We start from the raw sequence: 18,876 nt of genomic DNA, 5'->3' as shown, positions 1-18,876 counted from the left end.
ATTTTACAGGAGTGGAGATCGCAGGGAGGACGCCATGATCATCGAGAGCCACCAGGATGTGACCCGCGATGCGCTGGCCGTGATGCAGCGCACGAAAGACCCGCGCCAGCGCGAGATCCTGACCTCGCTGGTCAGCCATCTCCACGCCTTTGTCCGTGATGTGCGGCTGAGCGAAGCGGAGTTCCGCGAGGCAACCGCGATCCTCAACGAGATCGGCAAGCTGGCCAGCGATAGCCATAACGAGATGGTGCTCATGGCGGGCTCGCTGGGTGTCTCGTCGCTCGTCTGCCTGCTCAACAACGGCGATGGCGGCAATACCGAAACGTCGCAGTCGCTGTTGGGACCATTCTGGCGCTTGAATGCTCCTCATGTCGAAAATGGCCGCACGATCATCCGCTCCGACACGCCGGGCGATCCGCTGCTCGTCACCGCACGTGTCCTGGACCAGCGCGGTGCACCGATCGTCGAAGCCGAGGTCGATGTCTGGCATGCGTCCCCCGTCGGGCTCTACGAGAACCAGGATCCCGAGCAGGCCGAGATGAACCTGCGCGGCAAATTCACCACCGACAGCGAAGGGCGCTTCTGGTTCTCGACGGTGAAGATGGTGGGCTACCCCATCCCCACCGACGGCGTGGTCGGCCGGCTGCTCGCCGTGCAGGACCGCCATCCCTATCGTCCGGCGCATCTGCATGCGCTGATCGTCAAACCCGGCTTCAAGGTGCTGATCTCGCAGGTCTACGACCCACGCGACCCGCATATCGATTCCGATGTGCAATTCGGCGTCACCAGGGCTCTTGTCGGCGACTTCATCCGCCATGACGAACCCCACCCATCCGACGCCATGGTGCCGGTCCCCTGGTATTCGCTCGACTACACCTACGTCATGGAGCCCGGCGAGACCGTGCTGCCGCGCCCGCCGATCAAGTGACCCGTTCGCGCGACCCGCGCCGCCAAGGAGTGTTCCGATGCTGACCGATACCGAACGCCAGCAGGCGGCCGATGCGTTGCTCCAGGCAGAGCGCACGCTGAAGCCGGTCCCGCAGCTCAGCAGGACCTATCCCGCGATCGAACTCGAGGACGCCTATCGCATCCAGGGCCTGTGGGCAGATGCGCGGATCGCGGGCGGAGCGAGAATGGTGGGCCACAAGATCGGCCTGACCTCGCGCGCCATGCAGATGGCCTCGAAGATCAGCGAGCCGGACTATGGCTGCATCCTTGACGATGCGCTCTTCAACGACGGTGCCCAGATCAAGGCGAGCCTCTTCATCAAGCCGAGGCTTGAAGTCGAACTCGCCTTCATCATGGGCGAGGATCTCGAAGGACCGGGAAAGCGCATCTATGACGTGATGCGCGCGACCGAAATGGTCGTGCCGGCGCTCGAGATCATCGATTACCGTACTGACGTTCCGCGCGCGATCACCGACACGATTGCCGATAATGCCGCTTTCGGCGCGATCGTGGTCGGCGGCCGACCGGTCCGTCCGATGGATGTCGACATCCGCTGGGTCGGCGCGACGCTGTCGAAGAACGGCATTATCGAGGAATCCGGGGTTTCGGCTGCCATCATGGGCCACCCGGCTGCCGGCATCGCCTGGCTGGTCAACAAGCTCCATGTCGTCGGCGCGGGGCTGAAGAGGGGGCAGATCGTCCTCGCCGGCTCCTTCACGCGGCCAGTCGACATCGCAGCCGGAGACGTCATACAGGTCGATTACGGCCCGCTCGGCGCCATCGGCGTCTCTTTCAACTAAGGTTGCACCTGAGGTTGCCATGGAACTGCCGACGAACACGTTCAAGCGCGCCCTGAGCGAGGGCCGGCATCAGCTCGGCCTCTGGTGCAGCCTGCCCGGCGCCTATGCGGCCGAGGCGGTCGCCGGCTCCGGCTTCGACTGGCTGCTGTTCGACACCGAGCATTCGCCGGGCGATCCGCTGACGGTCCTGGCCCAGTTGCAGGCCGTGGCTCCCTATCCGGTCTCGGCAGTGGTCCGCCCCGCGAGCAACGATGCGGTGCTGATCAAGCGGTTCCTCGATTTCGGCGCCCAGACCTTGCTGATCCCCTATGTCCAGAATGCGGAGGAGGCGAAGGCGGCGGTCGCGGCGATGCGTTATCCGCCAGCCGGCATTCGCGGCGTCTCCGGCGTGACGAGGGCAACGCGGTTCGGACGGGTCGCGAACTRCGGCAAGCGGGCAGGGGAGGAGCTCTGCCTCCTGGTCCAGATCGAAACCCAGGACGCGCTCGACAATCTCGAGGCGATCGCGGCCGTCGATGGCGTCGATGGCGTGTTCATCGGCCCGGCCGATCTCGCAGCCAGCCTTGGCCATGTCGGCGAGCCCGGACATCCCAGGGTGACCGCACTCATCGAGAAGGCGGTCGGTCGCATTCGCGCTTGCGGCAAGCCCGCAGGCATCCTGACGCCCGACACTGCATTCGCGGCGCGCTGCATCGAGCTCGGCACGCTCTTCACGGCGGTCGGCGTCGATGCGGCCATGCTGGTCAAGGCGACGGAAGCCCTGGCAAGGCAGTTCAGGTCGTGATGGCTGGTCAGCATTCGGTGCTGGGATCGGAGGCGAAGATGCGATTGCTGGACCATGTCGGCCCGCCCCCGGAGGACCTGACAGAGCTTCTCGCACCGGGCGGGGTTCTGCGGGCTGCGATCAATCTGTCTAACTTCCTGCTGGTCTCCGACAGGACTCCCGATGGCGGGCCGGTTGGAGTGGCGCCTGACATGGCGCGTGCATTTGCCGATCTCCTGGGAGTGGAGCTGCGCTACGTCACCTATGAATCGCCAGGCCTGATTGCCGATGCCGCCGAGCGGGACGAATGGGACATCGCCCTGATCGGGGCTGAGCCGCAGCGCGCCGCGTTCATCAGCTTCACCCCCGCCTATACCGAGATCGAGGCGAGCTACCTTGTTCCGGACGGTTCGTCGCTGGAACGGATCGATGACGTGGACGCGTCGGGCCGGCGCATCGCCGTCACCGATCGGACGGCCTACGGGCTCTGGCTCGACCGCAACATCGCGCATGCGACGCTGGTCCGGACCAAGACCATCGCTGATGCAGCGTCAGTCTTCCTCGAGGGCAAACTCGATGCCCTTGCGGGCCTGCGCCCCAGATTGGTGACGGACCAGAAGGCGATCCCCGGAACCCGGATCCTGCCAGGCCGCTACATGGCCGTGCAGCAAGCCGTGGGAACACCGACCAGGAACGCCGCAGCGATCGACTATATCAAGCGCTTCGTGGCGACCGCGATTTCGTCCGGCTTGGTTTCGGGGTTGATCGACAAGCATGGGGTCGAGGGTCTCACGGTCGCCCGGGACCAGGGCTGATCCGCGACGGGAGCGCTCCGGGACGGCTGAGCCCCTCGCATCCGTGCGCGCGGTGCCGGACACGCTACYGCTCGCTGGATCATCGCACCGGATATCGTATCCGGTTCGATGACCTGACCATCTGTGATTGCATCGGCCATTCCRAAAACCGCAATCCACTTTTCGGGCCGATGCTTTAGCGCAAGGCGAAGTGCTGCATGATCTGTTCGGCCGCGCGATCCGGCGCAGTGATCTCCGTATCGATCGCGAGGCAGTTCTCCCGTGGAACCGGGGCTATGGTGTAGCGCGACAGGAATTCGGAGCGGCCCTTGACGGAACTCGTCTTGCGTCGCTGGACCCTGTCGGCATTGCCGACACGCTGTGCGGCCTCTCGTTCCGAGCAATGCAGGAACACGGGAAAGACAGAACCGCCATTGCGGACCACATCGTCTTCCAGCTGATCGAAGAACGGACGGTCCTCCAGCTCGGAATAGCAGAGGGTGACGATCAGACAGGAAATGTCGTTCTCGATCGCGGCCCGCAAGATGGATCCGCGAACCGTGTCTACCAGCTCCCAGAAGCCGGGAGCGCCAAAGTCGAAAATGGTTCGCGCGGCGTCGATGGCGGCATGATTGTCCAGCAGTCGCGCCGGCATCGCCGCAAGCAAGGCCTTGGCGACCGTCAACTTGCCGCTTGCCGGTGCCCCGTGAAGAAAGATCAGGTTCATGGCGGCCATGCTATGGCGGTTCGGGGAAACCGCACATTGGCCATTCGGCTCCCTACCCAATCCCCTCATCGGCATGGCGCTATGCGGCCTCAGGCCTGACCGCGGCCTTGATTTCCCCGCCGATTGCTGGCACCCGTCAGGCAGATCAGACGCGGATTTACAGATGTTCCTTCCCGCCCACGCCACGCGAATGCGCAGGCCCGACCAGCAGGAGATTGGCCGGAGGGGGTGAGCGCGTGCGTATCGCCGCGCGAGTGAGCGTCGGACCCAAGCCCTCCGGTTCTGCGGAGGGCTTTTTTGTTTCATCAGGTCTCGGCGCGTCACCCGTGGAATGACCCCAGGAGGGCATCATGGCGAACGCACTCATCACCAGCGCACTTCCCTATATCAACGGCATCAAGCATCTCGGCAATCTGGCAGGCTCGCTGCTCCCGGCCGACATCCACGCCCGTTACCGACGACAGATCGGCGACCAGGTTCTCTTCATCTGCGCGACCGACGAACATGGAACCCCGGCGGAACTGGCGGCGGCCGAAGCCAGGACCGACGTCGCAGCCTATTGCCATGCGCAGCATGAGATCCAGGCCGGGATCTATCGTCAGCTCGGCCTGTCCTTCGATCATTTCGGCCGCTCGTCCTCGCCGCGCAACCACGCGCTGACCCAGCATTTCTTCCAGTGCCTGGAGCAGAACGGCTTCATCGAGGAGCGGGTGCTCGAACAGGTCTATTCGCCCGCGGACAGGCGCTTCCTCCCGGACCGCTACATCATCGGCACCTGCCCGCATTGCCGTTTCGAAGCCGCGCGGGGCGACCAATGCGAAAGCTGCACCCGTCCGCTCGATCCCGTCGACCTGGTCGCTCCGCGCTCGGCCCTCTCGGGCAGCACTGATCTCGAGGTCAGGCCGAGCCGGCACCTGTTCCTGCGCCAGTCGGCCCTGGTCGGYGAGCTGGAGGCGTGGATCGCAAGCCGGTCCGGATGGCCGCCGCTCGTCACCTCGATCGCGCGCAAATGGCTCAGCGAAGGCATTCAGGACAGGTGCATCACACGGGATCTGTCCTGGGGCGTCCCGGTGCCGAAACCCGGCTTCGAGGGCAAGGTCTTCTATGTCTGGTTCGATGCGCCCATCGCCTATATCGCCGCCACGCAGGAATGGGCCGATCTCGACCCGGAACGGCGCGACTGGCGGCGCTGGTGGTGGAAGGTCGGAGATGTCGACGCCATCCAGTTCCTCGGCAAGGACAATGTGCCCTTCCACGCCGTCAGCTTCCCCTGCACGCTGCTGGGTTCCGGCGAGCCCTGGAAGAGCGTCGATGTGATCAAGGGCGTCAACTGGCTCACCTATGAAGGCGGTAAGTTCTCGACCAGCCAGCGCAGGGGCGTGTTCCTCGACCAGGCGCTGGCGTTGCTGCCGGCCGACTACTGGCGCTGGTGGCTGGCCGCGAACGCGCCTGAGAACCATGACACCGACTTCAGTTTCGCGCGCTTCGCGGCCGACGTGAATTCCGACCTGGCCGACACGTTCGGCAATCTCGTCAATCGCGTGCTGAAACTCGTCACGGCCCACCATCAGGGGATCGTCCCGGCGAACGGCGCTCCCGGCTCCGCCGAGCTGGCTCTGTCGGATGAACTTGCGGGACATCTGCATGCGCTTCGCACGCATCATGACCGGCGTGCGCTGCGCAAGGCGGCCGAACAGGTCCGCGCGATCTGGCGGCTCGCCAACGGCTATCTCGCGCGGGAGGCGCCCTGGTCGGCCCGCGCCGCCGATCCGGAGCGGAGCGCCGTGGTGATCAGAACGAGCGTGAACCTCCTTGCGACCGCCGCCGACATCGCCTGGCCGTTCATTCCCGAAAGCGCCAGCCGCGTCCTCGCTGCGCTGGGGCGTGCCGACCAACCCACGACTTGGCCCGATGCCGGCGATATCCTGGCCGACCACCATGGCGGACGGCCGCTCGCGTCGCTGCCGCCTCTCTTCGTCAAGCTCTCGCAGGACTGGGTCGCGCAGAACCGGGCACGGTTCGCTGGCCGCTGACCTCGTCGAGGAGGGCGCCCGATCGGCGGGGCTGCGAGTACGGCATGGCCGCGAAYTGGCTGCGAGCCTCTCCGCCGGTCCGTTGATGAGCCTGCGCCGCGTGTTGATCTTGCCCGCCCCATCGCGACGAGGCGGGCGAGATCATGCCAGAGGCTGACGGCCCCAGAGCCGACGGGCGAAGGGCGCTCTCTGCCGGCGCGGCGCTTCACCCGTGGGCGGAAACCTCCCCTGTGATGCGCTGCGCCAGGAGCTTGTCGATCCGCCTGCCGTCCATGTCGACGATTTCGAACCGCMAGCCTGCATAGTCGAAATGCTCGCCGATCTCGGKGAGGTGCTCGAGCCGGGCCAGGGCGAAACCGGCGATCGTGTGGAAATCCCCTTCCGCCGAGCGCAGTCGGAAGCCAAGCCGATTGAAGGCATCATGCGCCGGCATCATGCCGTCGATCAGCAGCGAACCATCGTCGCGTTCCACGATATCGGGTTCCTCGCCCTCGACATCGGGCAGGTCGCCGGCAATGGCTTCGAGGAGATCGGTCTGGGTGACGATGCCGTCGAGGCCGCCATATTCGTCGATGACGATTGCCAGGCGGACCGGAGCCTTCTTGAAGCGCTCGAGCACGCGGAAGATCGKCGTCGTCTCGTGCACGATGACGGGGTCGCAGATCACGGCCATGGGATCGAGCGCCTTGCCGTCCAGGACCTGGTCGAGAAGGTCCCGCTTCAGGATCATGCCCAGGGGCTCGTCGATGCCACCGCGCCCGACCAGCAACTGCTCATGGCGACATTCGCGTATGGTCCGCAGCATCTCGTCATGAGTGTCGTCGGCGTCGATCCAGGCGACGTCCCGGCGCGGTGTCATGATGTCGGCGATGCGCCGGTCGCCGATGCTGAGCACGCGCTCGACCAACTCCTGCTGCGCCGGCTGGAGGATTCCGGCCTCCTGGCTTGCCTGGACGAGGAGTTTCAATTCTTCCGGCGAATGCAGGGATTCCTCTCCCGTTCCCGGCCGCAGGCCGCACAGGCGCAGCACGAGATTGCCGAGGCCATTCAGCGAGATGATCGCCGGCCGCAGCAGGAACAGGAAGAGACCGAGTGGCCGCACGATCCAGAGCGCCGTTTCTTCGCTGCGCTGAAGGGCAAGGCTCTTGGGAGCGAGTTCGCCGAGAACGATGTGCAGGGCCGTGATGATGACGAAGGAGATCGCGACCGCGATCGCATGGGAGCTGGCCGTCGCCAGTGAGCCGGGCAGGCCGTTCAGGAGCGGCTCGATCAGGTGAGCCAGAGCGGGCTCTCCGATCCAGCCGAGCGCCAGCGAGGAGATGGTGATGCCAAGCTGCGTCGCGGCGAGGTTGGCGTCGAGATTGTCGACGGCGCGCTTGAGGGCGGCGGCATTCATGCGCCCCGCGGTGACAAGCTCGGAAACGCGGCTTCGGCGCACCGCGACCAGCGAAAACTCGGCCGCAACGAAGAAGCCGTTTGCGGCAACGAGAAGCAATACGGCAAGCACTCCGACCAGGTCGAACATGCTGCCATCGGTACTGGACATGGACTCCGTTCCGGCTGCAGAAGCAGCCATGCGTTGTTGATGGTGGAACCAGCCATAGCATAGCGGGGCGCGCGCTGTATGCGGGGTCTAGTCGCTTGCGCGGAGATCAAAGCTCGTCGATCGCTCATCGAAGCGAAGGTGAAGCGCCTGTCATCCTTGCCAATAGTGGGCGATATGCCATTCTCATCCGATAACATCTGGGGAATTGGCCGTGAAATACAGGTCGATGGGCGTCGGCGATCCTGCGCCGTGGTTCGAGCAGCGTTCCACAAGCAACCCGGCCTATAAATTCTCCAGCGCAGCCGGGCGCTATATTGTCCTGTGCTTCTTCGGTTCCGCCGCGCGCGCAAGCACGGTATCCGCGCTCAAGATCCTGTCCGAGCAGCGCGACCTCTTCGACGACGACAAGATCGCCTTCTTCGGCGTCAGCAACGACCCCGATGACGAGCTCAAGCAGCGCGTCAGGCAGCGCATGCCCGGCATCCGCTATTTCTGGGATTTCGATCTGCTGATCAGCAAGGAGTTTGGCGTCGCGCCCATCGAGGCCGAGCCAGGCACGGATACGCCCCTGCGTCGCGCCTGGTATGTGCTCGATCCGACGCTGCGCGTCATGGCGGTCTTTCCCCTCACCCGCGAGGGCGGCGAGCGCCATGAGGTTGCGGCGTTCCTCGCCGCGCTTCCACCGGTCGACGCGTTCCCGGGCTTCCAGGTGCATGCGCCCGTCCTGGTATTGCCCAATGTCTTCGAGCCGGATTTCTGCCGGCAGCTGATCGCCCTGCACGAGGCCGAAGGCGGCAATGAATCCGGCTTCATGCGCGAGAAGGACGGGAAGACCGTCCTGATCTCCGACCATGCCCACAAGCGCCGCTCCGACGTCCTCATCGGCGACACGGAGCTGATCGGGGTCATTCAGGGCAAGATCGGCAAGCGCATCGTTCCCGAGATCAGGAAGGTCCACCAGTTCACGGTGACCCGCATGGAGCGCTATCTCGTGGGCTGTTACGATGCGCAGACCGGCGGGCATTTCGGCGCGCATCGGGACAACACGACCAAGGGCACGGCGCATCGCCGCTTTGCCGTCTCCATCAACCTGAACGCCGATTTCGAGGGCGGCGAGGTCAGCTTTCCCGAATATGGCGCGCGCAGCTTCAAGCCGCCGCCCGGCGGCGCCGTCGTCTTCTCCTGCTCGCTGCTTCATGCCGTCTCGCAGGTGACGCGGGGCAAGCGCTTCGCCTTCCTGCCATTCCTCTATGACGATGCTGCAGCCAGGCTGCGGGAGGACAATCAGGTGTTCATGGAGGCCGGAGGCAGTTATCTCGCCGGGACGAGCTAAGGCATCGGCCCGAAAGCGTAGATTGCGGTTGGGAAAGCCGATGCAATCACGGAAGTCGCAGACCATAGACCCGATACGATATCGGGTCCTATGATCCCAGGCGCAGCGCCCCGCCACGACCGGTGAATTCGGCCGGCCATCAGGCCAGGCCGCAGCCCTGGCCGGCGGCCTATCTGTCTGCGGCTACAGGCTCTTAAGGTTGCATGGCATATGATGCGTGATCGCGCGGCTGCATTAACGCGCGGCCTGCAGAACGGGGCGAGTGTGTCAGGGACAGCATGACGGTCGGCATCGCAGAGACAGGAACCAGCGCGGCCGCCTCCGCGTCAGGCGTCCCGGCCGACGATGCACGGCTCGTTGCCGCGCTGCTCAGCGGCTTTGGCCTGTTCATCATGATCCTGACCTTGCAGCCCTTTGCCGGTGTGCCCGACAGCACGGAGACCGGGGCCTCGACCGGCAATGTCGTCAACCAGATCGGCTATGTCAGCCTCGCCATCGTCTATCTCGGGGCGATGCTGCGGCTGAGCGAGCGGGCAGCTCTCGCACAGCTGCGCAACAGCACGTGGATCATCGTCCTGCTGGTTGCCGCCTTGTCCACCACGCGCGCACCGGACCCGGAAGCCGCGTTGCGCGGATTGCTGCTGACCGCGTTCGCCATGGTCGTCGTGGTCGGTGTCCTGCTCCTGCCCAGGACGGAGCGGGACTTCGCCAGCGCTGCGGCCAATGCCACGCTCGCCGTGCTCCTGCTGGTCTATGCCGTCATCCTGCTTGCCCCGCATCTGGCGATCCATGGCTCTGAGGGCGTCGAGGGCGGCCATGCCGGCGACTGGCGCGGCCATCTCTCGCACAAGAACTTCGCTGCGCCGGTGTTCTCGATCCTCATCATGTTCGGCATCTATTGCTGGCGCATGGGGTTCAAACTGCGCGGCCTGCTGATCATCGGTCTCGGTGCGATCTTCGTGCTGAACAGCGGTTCGAAGACGACGATGGGCTTCCTGCCGGTGGCGGTCGGCCTCGTTCTGCTCGGCCGCGCCATGGCCGGGCCTCGCCTGATGCTGTTGACCCATGCCGTGCTGGTGCTGCTGGTCGCCGCGCTCACGGTCGGCACCGTGTTGTCGCCGACATTGCTCAGGATCTCGTCTGCCCTGATCTCAGACCCCACCTTCACCGGCCGCGACGAGATCTGGCGCTTTGCCAGCGTCCATATCGGCGAGAAGCCCTGGTTCGGCTATGGCTATTTCGGCTTCTGGCAGACGCCCGTGGTCTCGACGCTGGAGGAGAATTTCGAGGCGAGCTGGGACGTTCGCGGCATCGGGTCCGCCCATAACAGCTATCTCGATGCGATGGTGATGTTCGGAATTCCGGGCGCGATCGTGATGGCCTGGTGCCTGATGATCCTGCCTCTCAGGAACTATCTCCGCGCCGACCGGGTCGCGGCGAGTCGGAACCTGGCCGACCTCTTCCTGATGATCGTCATCTTCATGACCTATGTCGGCATGCTGGAATCGTTCTTCCTCAATCGCGCCGACCCGCTCTGGATGCTGTTTGCCCTGGCCGTGTCCGGCCTCGAATTTGCCGCCCGCATGGCGACCAGGCGGGTCTGAGGGCGGCCTTCCGCCCCCATGGCAATCTCTCATCTGCGCAGCGAATGGGCGCCCAACGTCACGCGCGAAATCCTGGCCGGCACGGTCGTCGCGCTGGCCCTGATCCCTGAGGCGATCGCATTCTCGATCATCGCCGGGGTCGATCCCAAGGTCGGGCTCTACGCCTCCTTCTGCATCGCCGTCGTCACCGCCATCGCGGGCGGGCGGCCGGCGATGATTTCGGCCGCCACCGGCGCCATGGCGCTCGTCATGATCACGCTCGTCAGGGAACACGGGCTTGGCTACCTGTTCGCCGCGACGGTCCTGACGGGCATCTTTCAGATCGTGGCCGGCATCCTCAGGCTCGGCAACCTGATGCGGTTCGTCTCGCGCTCCGTCGTCACCGGTTTCGTCAACGCGCTCGCGATCCTGATCTTCATGGCGCAGATGCCGGAACTGCTCGGACGCGGACCCGTCGTCTACGCCATGACCGCCGCCGGGCTCGCCATCATCTATCTGCTGCCACGGCTTACCAAGGCGGTGCCGTCGCCGCTGGTCGCCATCGTCCTGCTCACCGCGGTGTCGCTGTCTTTCGGCCTCGATATCCGCACGGTCGGCGACATGGGCGCGCTGCCCGGCGAATTGCCCGCCTTCGCTATCCCGCAGGTGCCGTTCTCCCTCGAGACGCTCAGGATCATCACGCCCTATGCGTTGACGCTGGCCATGGTTGGACTCCTGGAAAGCCTGATGACCGCGGCGATTCTCGACGAGATGACCGACACCACGTCGGACAAGAACCGGGAATGCGCCGGCCAGGGCGCAGCCAACATCGTCGCCGGGTTCTTCGGTGGCATGGCCGGCTGCGCGATGATCGGCCAATCCGTGATCAATGTCTCGTCGGGCGGCCGCGGCCGCCTCTCGAGCCTGTGGGCGGGCAGCTTCCTGCTGTTCCTGATCGTCGTGCTCGGCCCCTCTGTCGCCCGGATCCCGATGGCGGCGCTGGTCGCCGTCATGATCATGGTCTCGATCAACACCTTCCAGTGGCGCTCGTTGCAGACCTTGCTGATCCACCCGAAGAGCTCCAGCGTCGTGATGCTGGGCACGGTCGCGGTGGTGGTCGCAACGCATGATCTGGCGAAGGGCGTGCTGTTCGGCGTCATCCTCAGCGGGCTGTTCTTCGCCCACAAGGTCACGCGCTTCTTCGCGGTTAGATCCGAGCGCGAGGGTGACACGCGCGTCTACCGCGTCACCGGGCAGATCTTCTTCGCGACCGCCGARGCCTTCCATGCGGCCTTCGATTTCCGCGAGGAGGAGGTGAAGCAGGTCGTGATCGATCTTGGCGCAGCCCATTTCTGGGACATCACCGCGATCAACGCGCTGGACCGCGTGGTGCTCAAGTTCCGGAACCGGGGCATCGCCATCGAGACGATCGGCGTCAACCAGGCGACCGCGGCGATGATCGAGCGCCTCGCCGTCCACGACAAGGCAGACGGAGCGCTCGCATCGGGCCATTGAAACGGGGGCGCCGGCCGCGGCGATGTCAGTCGCAGCCTGGTTCTGCGCCCGTCGCGTGGGCCTGACTGGTTTCGCTTTGCTCCCGCGCGCGCCGTGTTGACTTAGATAGCGCTGACCGGAACCGCCTCGGCAGCAATCTTCCTCTCGCTGTAGCGCGTGGTGAGATAGGCGGAGCGGTCGCGCGTCAGCAGCGTGAAGCGGACGAGTTCCTCCATCACGTCGACGACGCGGTCGTAATAGGCGGAGGGCTTCATGCGGCCCACCTCGTCGAACTCCTGAAAGGCCTTTGCGACGGAGGACTGGTTCGGGATGGTCACCATTCGCATCCAGCGCCCCAGCACGCGCAATGTGTTGACGGCGTTGAACGACTGCGAGCCACCCGAGACCTGCATCACCGCCAGCGTTCGGCCCTGGGTCGGGCGCATCGAGCCAAGCTCCAGCGGTATCCAGTCGATCTGGTTCTTGAATACGCCGGTGATCGTGCCGTGACGCTCCGGGCTGCACCAGACCTGCCCCTCCGACCATAGCGCCAGATCCCGCAACTCCTGAACCTTCGGGTGGTCCGGCAGGACGCTGTCGGCCATTGGCAGGCCGGCAGGGTCGAATACCCGCGTTTCGGCGCCGAGATGCTTGAGGATACGCTCTGCTTCGAGTGTCAGCAGCCGGCTGTAGGAGCGCGTCCGAAGTGAGCCGTAGAGCAGAAGGATGCGCGGTGGATGCGTGGCGCGCCGGGCGGGCTCGAGCTGGGTGAGATCGGGAGCGACCAGACGGTCGAGGTCGACATTCGGAAGATCGGTCATGACGTTGCCTTTGCAGGATTGCGCGGGCTTCCCCGCTCGTACCAGCCCCTGGAACGGTTCACGATCCAGACGACCGACAGCATGACCGGCACTTCGATCAGCACGCCGACCACCGTTGCGAGGGCGGCGCCGGAGTTGAAACCGAACAGGCTGATGGCGGCTGCAACCGCGAGCTCGAAGAAGTTCGAGGCTCCGATCAGGGCCGAGGGACCAGCGACGCAGTGTTTTTCGCCGGCCGCACGGTTGAGGAGATAGGCCAGTCCCGCATTGAAATAGACCTGGATCAGGATCGGGATGGCCAGGATCGCGATGATAGACGGCTGGGCCAGGATCTGCGCGCCCTGGAACCCGAACAGCATTACCAGGGTCGCAAGCAGGGCCACCAGCGACACAGGCGATAGGGCGGCGAGAAGGCGATGCAGCGCTTCGTCACCGCCGGAGGCGAGCAGGCTCCTGCGGATGAGCTGCGCGATAATGACGGGAACCAGGATGTAGAGCGCGRCCGACAATGTCAGCGTGCCCCAGGGAACGGTGATGGCGGACAGGCCAAGCAACAGGCCGACGATCGGGGCGAAGGCGACGATCATGATCGCGTCGTTCAACGCGACCTGGCTCAAGGTGAAATGCGGTTCTCCCTTGATCAGGTTGGACCAGACGAAGACCATTGCCGTGCAAGGCGCCGCCGCCAGGATGATCAGACCGGCGATATAGGAATCGACCTGGTCGGCGGGCAGGTGAGGGCGAAACAGCCAGCCGATGAAGAACCAGCCCAACAGGGCCATCGAAAACGGCTTCACGGCCCAGTTCACGAAGAGTGTGACGCCGATCCCACGCCAGTGCTGGCCGACCTGGCGCAAGGCGGCGAAGTCGATCTTCAGCAGCATCGGGATGACCATCAGCCAGATCAGGACTGCCATCGGCAGGTTGACCCTCGCGATCTCGGCGCTGCCGATCGTTTGAAAGGCGCTCGGGAACAGCTGGCCGAGCGCGACGCCGGCAAGAATGCACAGAGCCACCCACAGCGTCAGGTAGCGTTCGAACGTGGACATGCGATTTTCCCAAGGCATCGGCCCGAAAAGTGGATTGCGGTTTTCGGGGCAAAGCCGATGCGAACACAGAAAGCATCGGCCCGAAAAGTGGATTGCGGTTTTCGGGGCAAAGCCGATGCGAACACAGAGAGTTAGATCATCGGGCCGGATGCGATATCTCGGCCGATGATCTCACCGCTCGCGATGCGGCGGCCGGCCTCATCGACGATGCGCTCGCCGTCCTCCTTGACGAACGGACCGCGCTGCGGCGGCAGCAGGTCAATCACCTCTTCCGAGGGGCGGCACAGCCTCACGCCGTTCGGTGTCACCACGATCGGTCGATTGAGCAGGATCGGGTGCTTCTCGATTGCGTCGAGCAAGGCGTCGTCGCCCAGCGACGGATCTGCAAGGCCGAGTTCGGCGAATGGCGTCCCCTTCTCGCGCAGGACCTGCCGGAGCGTGAGACCCATCCGCGCGACCAGGTCCACGATCATCGCCCGGGACGGTGGCATCTTCAGGTAGTCGATGACGTGAGGTTCGACGCCGGCGTTCCTGATCAGGGCAAGCGTGTTCCGCGAGGTTCCGCAGTCGGGATTATGGTAGATGATGACGTCCATCGGCGGGGACCTTCGGTGGGCAGCAGGGAACGAGTTCGTCGATGAGCGGTTGGCACAGGTCTGCCCGCCCGCCGCAGCAATCCTTCAGCAGGAAGGCGATCACCGCGCGGAAACCGTCGAGATCGGCGCGATAGATGATCGAGCGGCTCTGCCGCTCGCCCGCGATCAGTCGTGCGCGCGACAGGATGGCGAGATGAGCCGACATCGTGTTCTGCGGAACATCCAGCAGCCGCGCGAGCTCGCCGGCGGGAACGCCTTCGGGCTCGCGGTTCACCAGAAGCTTGAAGGTGTCGAGGCGCGTGGGCTGTGCCAGTGCAGCCATGGCGAGAATGGTTTGTAAATTATCCATATATCCAAGTTAATGGATATTATAGATGTTGGCAAGGGCCTCCGTTTCCTTGAATGTCGCCCTCTGTGTTTCCGGCCGTGCCGAACGCGCGCCATGCGCAAGGAGGTGGGGCCGACGTCGCAACGGTCGCCGAACGCCAGGGGCTCGCCTCTTCCGCTGCCTCAGCTGCGCCGCGACAAAACGGTTCAGTCGCAGCCGGACCCTGCAGCCGTGGCGCGACCCGGCTCGGCTTCAGACGCTTCCTCGGCGTCGCCCATCGCTTCGGTGAGGGCGACAATCCGGCGGCGTGTCTTGAAGTTCCTTATCGAAGCGAAGGCTTTGGCCAGACGGATGCCGTCGCGGGTGGCGAGCAGGTCAGCGACCTCCGGGGAGGGGGCGTCCGGCACTGAATCTGCGGCTGGAGTCGAGATCGCCGGCGCCCCATCGAAAAAATGGGAAACGGGGACCTGAAAGATATTGGCGATATGCTGGAGCCGGCTCGCACTGATCCGGTTCACACCCTTCTCGTATTTCTGGATTTGCTGAAACGTGATCCCCAGCAACTCGGCAAGCTTCGTCTGGCTGTAGCCCGTCAGGCGGCGCATTCTTCGCAGGCGAATGCCGACATACTCATCGACCCGGTCTGGTTCCTTCACCTGTGCCGCCCCTGACTTTCAGACTATCGAAAAGGGACTATAGGCCCTTCAAGCCGTTCTTGTCCGCTCTGGCCGACAAAGTCAGCCGACCAACGTCGCACCAAATGATGCGAAGAAGGCGAGGCGCTCTTGCGCGGCCGGCGCGCGCCGGTTTCCCGATGCGGATCGCCCGGGCGGAGCATGCCTGGGTGATCGGACCGGATATCGTACCGGGTCCGATCATCTGACCGTTCCGTGTTCGCATCGGCTTTCCCGAAAGCCGCGATCCACTTGTCCTGCCGATGCCTTAGTCGGTGGTGCCGAGTGGCGCGCCGACGCCGATTCGTGAGGTGATCAGGTCATAATGTTCGACGCGCCGATGAGCGGCGAAGTTGAACATCGTCTCCTTGCCGAAGCGCGTGGCATCGAGATCGCAGGCATGGATCAAGAGCCCGTCCTCGTCATGGTCGAGTTCGCCGACGATCTTGCCGCTGGGATCGGCGATCAGCGTGCCGCCGAAGAGCGGGAAGCCGTCCTCGACGCCGGCCTTGGCGACCGCCACGACCCAGGTCGAGTTGTGATAGGCGCCGGCCTGCACCGACAGGCGGTGATGGAACAGGCGGTCGGCCAGCGTCTCGGTCTTGGAATGGCCGTTGGTGGTCGGCGTGTTATAACCGAGCACGACCATCTCGACGCCCTGYAGCCCCATGACGCGATAGGTCTCGGGCCAGCGCCGGTCGTTGCAGATCGCCATGCCGACCAGCCCGTTCTCGAAGCGCCAGACCGGGAAGCCGCGGTCGCCGGGCTCGAAATAGCGCTTCTCGAGATGCTGGTGCGCCCGGGTCGGGTCGCGTTCGGCATGGCCGGGCAAATGCACCTTGCGGTACTTGCCGATGATCTGGCCGGTCCTGTCGACCAGGATCGAGCTGTTGAAATGCCGTCCCTCCGGCGTCAGCTCGGCATAACCGAAGCTCATGGCGATGCCGAGCGCGCGCGCCGTGTCGAAGAGCGGCTGCGTGTCGGGGCCGGGCATCGCGGTTTCGAACCACTGGTCGGCCTCGACACGGTCCTCGCAATACCAGCGCGGGAAGAAGGTCGTCAGGGCGAGTTCCGGATAGATGACGAAATCGGCGCCGCGGGCCTTTGCCTGCTGCATCAGCGCGATCATCCGGCGCACGACCGATGCGCGATCATCGGCGCGGTGGATGGGACCGAGCTGAGCCGCTGCAACGGTAAGAAGGCGGGACATCGAAAGAGACTCCTTGGGCTGTGAAGGCCAGTTCAAACTGGCCGCAATCTAGCCGGGCGCCACCAAAACAAGTATATACCATTTCTCTACTGAACTATAAGGGGAGGTTATGTGCCATGGCGATGAATCTTCGGCAGATCGAGATGTTCCGCGCGGTCATGGTGACAGGCTCGATCAGCGGCGCGGCGCGCCTGCTCTCGGTCTCCCAGCCGGCGATCAGCCGGCTCCTGTCCTATACGGAGGATCGGCTCGGCCTGACGCTGTTCGAGCGCGTCAAGGGCCGCGTCCAGCCGACGCCCGAGGCGCGGCAGCTCTTCGCCGAGGCTGAGCTCGTCCATCAGGGCGTGACCCGGGTCAACGACATGGCGGAGGAGCTGCGCCGCGGCAGCGCGGGGTCGATCCGACTGCTGGCAAGCCCCAGCGTCGGCCACATGCTGGTGCCGAAGGCGATCGGCCGCTTCCGCCAGTCGCATCCCGATGTGCGCGTCGATTTCGAGATCCTCACGTTGGCCGAGCTGATCGCGCGCATCGCCAGCCATCGCGCCGATCTCGCCGTCACCTCCATGGCCGTCGAGGATCCGAGCGTAAAAGCCACGCAGATCGCCGAGGGACGCCTGCGCGTGATCTTCCCCGAAGGCCATCCGCTCGGCAGCAAGCGCGTGCTGAAGCCGGCCGATCTCGTGCCCTATCCGATGATCGGGTATGGCTCGCAGACGCCCTATGGCATGGTCGTCAATCGCGCTCTTGGCGCCACGCCAAAGCCCATCCGCTTCAACGCGCAGGTGCGCTTCACGCCGAATGCCTGCTCGCTGGTTCAGGCCGGCGGCGGCATCGCGATCGTCGACGACTTCGTGCTGGTCGACAACGCCTGGCCGAATATCCGCTCCCGCCCTCTGGTGCCGAAGACGACGACGCGGCCGCATCTGCTCTCCTCGCGGGTCGAGCCGCTGTCGCGCATCGCCCGCAGTTTCGTGCAGGGGCTGATGGAGCTGCTGCCGCTCGCGACCGACCCCGCCATGCCGGATTGAGCGGGGGCGGATGCAGCCGCCGCACGATGTGCGCTGCAGCATAACCATATATTATGTATCGCAGCGAAATTGGTATTTGATCTGATCGGCGTCCCCACTGTTTCTGTCCATAGGGGAACCAGGAAGGGCGACCACAATGTCGAAATTCACGTCGAGCACTCTCACAGCCATCTTCAGCGCGGCCGTCGCGTTGTCCGTACCGTCTGCCGCTCGTGCGGCCGAGAACGTGCATCTCATGCTCGACTGGATTCCGACCGGCGATTACGCGCCTTATTATGCCGGCATCGCGTCGGGCATCTATCAGCGCAATGGCATCGAGCTGCGGATCAGCAAGGGCAACGGCTCCGGCGACACGCTGAGCAAGGTGGCCGGCGGCGCGGCCGATATCGGCATGGCCGATATTTCCGCCCTGTTCACCGCGCGCCAGCGCAGCTCCGTGCCGCTGAAGATGATCGGCGCGGTCTACGCCCATTCCCCGCACTCGCTCTTCGTGCGCAAGGATTCCGGGATCACCACCTTCACCGGGCTCGAAGGCAAGAAGATCGGCATCACGCCGGGCAACAGCCACCGGCTCTACTTCCCGGCGGTCGCCGCGGCGGCAAAGACCGATCCCAACAAGATCGAGTGGGTGACCGTCGACGGCTCGGCCATGGGTCCGCTGCTGATCAGCGGCAAGGTCGACGCCATCCCGTCCTACTCGACCAATTTCTACTATCAGAACAAGCAGGCCCAGCGCGCTGGCAAGGAGCTCGCCTTCCTGCCCTTCGTCGAGGCGGGTTTCGCGATCTACTCGCTTGCCTTCCACACCACCGAGGCGAGCGCGAAGAACCGCCCGGAGATGCTGAAGAGCTTCATGAAGGCGACCACGGAATCCTGGGAGGCGGCGCGCGACAATCCGCAGGCCACCTGCGAGGCGCATGTGAAGGCGATCCCGCAGGTCGATCTCGATGATTGCCTCGGCAGCCTGAAGGCGACGCTGGGCTTCATCTTCACCGATCACGCCAAGGAGGCCGGGGTCGGCGGCATCACCACCGAGCGCCTGAACAAGACCTATGAGGTCGTTGCCCAGTCGCAGAATCTCGACCCCAAGCTCGATCCGGCGACCGCGGTCGACATGTCCTTCCTGCCGCCGAAGAAGTGACGAGAGCG

Annotated in this window: 18 protein-coding genes; 10 read left to right on the top strand and 8 right to left on the bottom strand. The window is 64.7% G+C overall.

The features are described 5' to 3' along the window. The first annotated feature begins 34 nt into the window (after nt 1-34). Genes AC1DJT_RS18585 through AC1DJT_RS18570 form a run of 4 tightly spaced genes read left to right on the top strand, consistent with a single transcriptional unit; the run spans nt 35 to nt 3,326 of the window. A complete protein-coding gene (locus tag AC1DJT_RS18585; RefSeq protein WP_476768300.1) occupies nt 35-928 on the top strand; it encodes a dioxygenase family protein in 894 nt (297 codons plus the stop codon). A 37-nt stretch (nt 929-965) separates the two neighbouring features. After that, a complete protein-coding gene (gene hpaH / locus AC1DJT_RS18580) occupies nt 966-1,748 on the top strand; it encodes a 2-oxo-hept-4-ene-1,7-dioate hydratase (RefSeq protein WP_441504581.1) in 783 nt (260 codons plus the stop codon). Between the two features lie 19 nt (nt 1,749-1,767). After that, nucleotides 1,768-2,532 (top strand): aldolase/citrate lyase family protein, encoded by a 765-nt coding sequence (locus AC1DJT_RS18575; protein WP_476834609.1) that lies wholly within the window; start codon nt 1,768-1,770, stop codon nt 2,530-2,532. Between the two features lie 38 nt (nt 2,533-2,570). Next, on the top strand, nt 2,571-3,326 hold the full coding sequence (locus AC1DJT_RS18570) for a transporter substrate-binding domain-containing protein (RefSeq protein WP_441504579.1): 756 nt from the start codon (nt 2,571-2,573) through the stop codon (nt 3,324-3,326). A gap of 175 nt (nt 3,327-3,501) precedes the next feature. Here the strand turns inward: AC1DJT_RS18570 and AC1DJT_RS18565 are convergent, their stop codons facing one another. After that, a complete protein-coding gene (locus tag AC1DJT_RS18565) occupies nt 3,502-4,032 on the bottom strand; it encodes a hypothetical protein (protein ID WP_441504578.1) in 531 nt (176 codons plus the stop codon). A 350-nt stretch (nt 4,033-4,382) separates the two neighbouring features. Here AC1DJT_RS18565 and metG point away from each other — a divergent pair, with 350 nt between their 5' ends. Then, entirely contained in the window at nt 4,383-6,065 is a 1,683-nt protein-coding gene (metG, locus tag AC1DJT_RS18560) for a methionine--tRNA ligase (RefSeq protein WP_441504577.1), read from the top strand. Nucleotides 6,066-6,270: 205 nt separating this feature from the next. On the opposite strand, the gene AC1DJT_RS18555 is transcribed toward metG, so the two are convergent. Beyond that, nucleotides 6,271-7,611, bottom strand: coding sequence for a hemolysin family protein (locus AC1DJT_RS18555; RefSeq protein WP_476834608.1), 1,341 nt, complete (start codon nt 7,609-7,611; stop codon nt 6,271-6,273). A gap of 211 nt (nt 7,612-7,822) precedes the next feature. Here AC1DJT_RS18555 and AC1DJT_RS18550 point away from each other — a divergent pair, with 211 nt between their 5' ends. The 3 genes from AC1DJT_RS18550 to AC1DJT_RS18540 all read left to right on the top strand — a co-directional run bounded on the left by AC1DJT_RS18550 (nt 7,823) and on the right by AC1DJT_RS18540 (nt 12,042). After that, nucleotides 7,823-8,944 carry a 2OG-Fe(II) oxygenase gene (locus AC1DJT_RS18550; protein ID WP_441504575.1) on the top strand — a complete coding sequence of 374 codons (1,122 nt, stop codon included), beginning with the start codon at nt 7,823-7,825 and terminating at the stop codon, nt 8,942-8,944. Between the two features lie 278 nt (nt 8,945-9,222). After that, complete coding sequence (locus tag AC1DJT_RS18545) at nt 9,223-10,548, top strand: O-antigen ligase family protein (protein WP_441504574.1); 1,326 nt, start codon at nt 9,223-9,225, stop codon at nt 10,546-10,548. 18 nt (nt 10,549-10,566) lie between these two features. Then, nucleotides 10,567-12,042, top strand: a complete 1,476-nt coding sequence (locus AC1DJT_RS18540; protein ID WP_441504573.1) for a SulP family inorganic anion transporter — start codon at nt 10,567-10,569, stop codon at nt 12,040-12,042. 101 nt (nt 12,043-12,143) lie between these two features. On the opposite strand, the gene arsH is transcribed toward AC1DJT_RS18540, so the two are convergent. From arsH to AC1DJT_RS18510, 6 genes are all read right to left on the bottom strand, one after another. Beyond that, nucleotides 12,144-12,842, bottom strand: coding sequence for an arsenical resistance protein ArsH (gene arsH / locus AC1DJT_RS18535; protein WP_441504572.1), 699 nt, complete (start codon nt 12,840-12,842; stop codon nt 12,144-12,146). Next, the gene (gene arsB, locus AC1DJT_RS18530) at nt 12,839-13,891 is read right to left on the bottom strand and encodes an ACR3 family arsenite efflux transporter (protein ID WP_476834607.1); all 1,053 of its coding nucleotides are present in this window, start codon (nt 13,889-13,891) and stop codon (nt 12,839-12,841) included. The genes arsH and arsB overlap by 4 nt, the downstream gene beginning before the upstream one ends. A gap of 131 nt (nt 13,892-14,022) precedes the next feature. Continuing rightward, nucleotides 14,023-14,487, bottom strand: a complete 465-nt coding sequence (arsC, locus tag AC1DJT_RS18525; RefSeq protein WP_441504570.1) for an arsenate reductase (glutaredoxin) — start codon at nt 14,485-14,487, stop codon at nt 14,023-14,025. Then, nucleotides 14,465-14,836, bottom strand: coding sequence for an ArsR/SmtB family transcription factor (locus AC1DJT_RS18520; protein ID WP_441504569.1), 372 nt, complete (start codon nt 14,834-14,836; stop codon nt 14,465-14,467). Before AC1DJT_RS18520 ends, arsC begins: the two co-directional genes overlap by 23 nt. Nucleotides 14,837-15,021: 185 nt before the next feature. Next, nucleotides 15,022-15,471, bottom strand: coding sequence for a helix-turn-helix domain-containing protein (locus AC1DJT_RS18515; RefSeq protein WP_441504568.1), 450 nt, complete (start codon nt 15,469-15,471; stop codon nt 15,022-15,024). Between the two features lie 286 nt (nt 15,472-15,757). Next, nucleotides 15,758-16,699 (bottom strand): N-carbamoyl-D-amino-acid hydrolase, encoded by a 942-nt coding sequence (locus AC1DJT_RS18510; protein WP_441488478.1) that lies wholly within the window; start codon nt 16,697-16,699, stop codon nt 15,758-15,760. 116 nt (nt 16,700-16,815) lie between these two features. Here AC1DJT_RS18510 and AC1DJT_RS18505 point away from each other — a divergent pair, with 116 nt between their 5' ends. Then, nucleotides 16,816-17,727, top strand: coding sequence for a LysR family transcriptional regulator (locus AC1DJT_RS18505; RefSeq protein ID WP_441488477.1), 912 nt, complete (start codon nt 16,816-16,818; stop codon nt 17,725-17,727). A gap of 136 nt (nt 17,728-17,863) precedes the next feature. Then, complete coding sequence (locus AC1DJT_RS18500) at nt 17,864-18,868, top strand: ABC transporter substrate-binding protein (protein WP_441488476.1); 1,005 nt, start codon at nt 17,864-17,866, stop codon at nt 18,866-18,868. Nucleotides 18,869-18,876 lie beyond the last annotated feature (8 nt).

Source organism: Allobosea sp. 05T422_2 (assembly GCF_056396265.1).
This window is presented reverse-complemented; position numbering and strand designations above follow the sequence as displayed.

Coding starts and splice junctions, on each gene's coding strand:
- AC1DJT_RS18585 (WP_476768300.1), top strand. CDS start 35: ATGATCATCGAGAGCCACCAGGATGTGACCCGCGATGCGCTGGCCGTG.
- hpaH (WP_441504581.1), top strand. CDS start 966: ATGCTGACCGATACCGAACGCCAGCAGGCGGCCGATGCGTTGCTCCAG.
- AC1DJT_RS18570 (WP_441504579.1), top strand. CDS start 2,571: ATGCGATTGCTGGACCATGTCGGCCCGCCCCCGGAGGACCTGACAGAG.
- AC1DJT_RS18565 (WP_441504578.1), bottom strand. CDS start 4,032: ATGAACCTGATCTTTCTTCACGGGGCACCGGCAAGCGGCAAGTTGACG.
- AC1DJT_RS18545 (WP_441504574.1), top strand. CDS start 9,223: ATGACGGTCGGCATCGCAGAGACAGGAACCAGCGCGGCCGCCTCCGCG.
- arsH (WP_441504572.1), bottom strand. CDS start 12,842: ATGACCGATCTTCCGAATGTCGACCTCGACCGTCTGGTCGCTCCCGAT.
- arsC (WP_441504570.1), bottom strand. CDS start 14,487: ATGGACGTCATCATCTACCATAATCCCGACTGCGGAACCTCGCGGAAC.
- AC1DJT_RS18520 (WP_441504569.1), bottom strand. CDS start 14,836: ATGGATAATTTACAAACCATTCTCGCCATGGCTGCACTGGCACAGCCC.
- AC1DJT_RS18505 (WP_441488477.1), top strand. CDS start 16,816: ATGGCGATGAATCTTCGGCAGATCGAGATGTTCCGCGCGGTCATGGTG.
- AC1DJT_RS18500 (WP_441488476.1), top strand. CDS start 17,864: ATGTCGAAATTCACGTCGAGCACTCTCACAGCCATCTTCAGCGCGGCC.